Raw genomic sequence first — 305 nt, 5'->3', positions numbered from 1 at the left:
ATGATAGGCGATTGGCAAGTACTCTCAACACCCACTCGGGTTAAGTCACCCTTGTCTTTTACGAGCTGCTTGCCAATCTAACTTTGTATTTAAACATTACCTTGAACCTGATTGCATGAACGTATGGGGCGGTAATGTTCATTTTTTTGAAGTAATATCCACATTAATCTTGCCAGACGATGCGCCATTGCAACCGCAGCTTTATTCACACCACGCCTTTGCTTGATGGCAGTGACCCATAGGTTCAGGTCATCGTCTTTTTTATGCGCGTGGTTCACAACCGTTCGAGCACCATGAATAAGTTG

1 pseudogene is annotated in these 305 nt (G+C 44.3%); it reads right to left on the bottom strand.

The features are described 5' to 3' along the window. Positions 1–89: 89 nt before the first annotated feature. Positions 90–305 (bottom strand): annotated as a pseudogene (locus CWC18_RS21170) (IS110 family transposase); the annotation flags it as partial.

Origin of the sequence: Pseudoalteromonas aurantia, from assembly GCF_005886875.1 — a bacterium.
GTDB classification, from domain to species: Bacteria; Pseudomonadota; Gammaproteobacteria; order Enterobacterales; family Alteromonadaceae; genus Pseudoalteromonas; species Pseudoalteromonas aurantia_A.
This window is presented reverse-complemented; position numbering and strand designations above follow the sequence as displayed.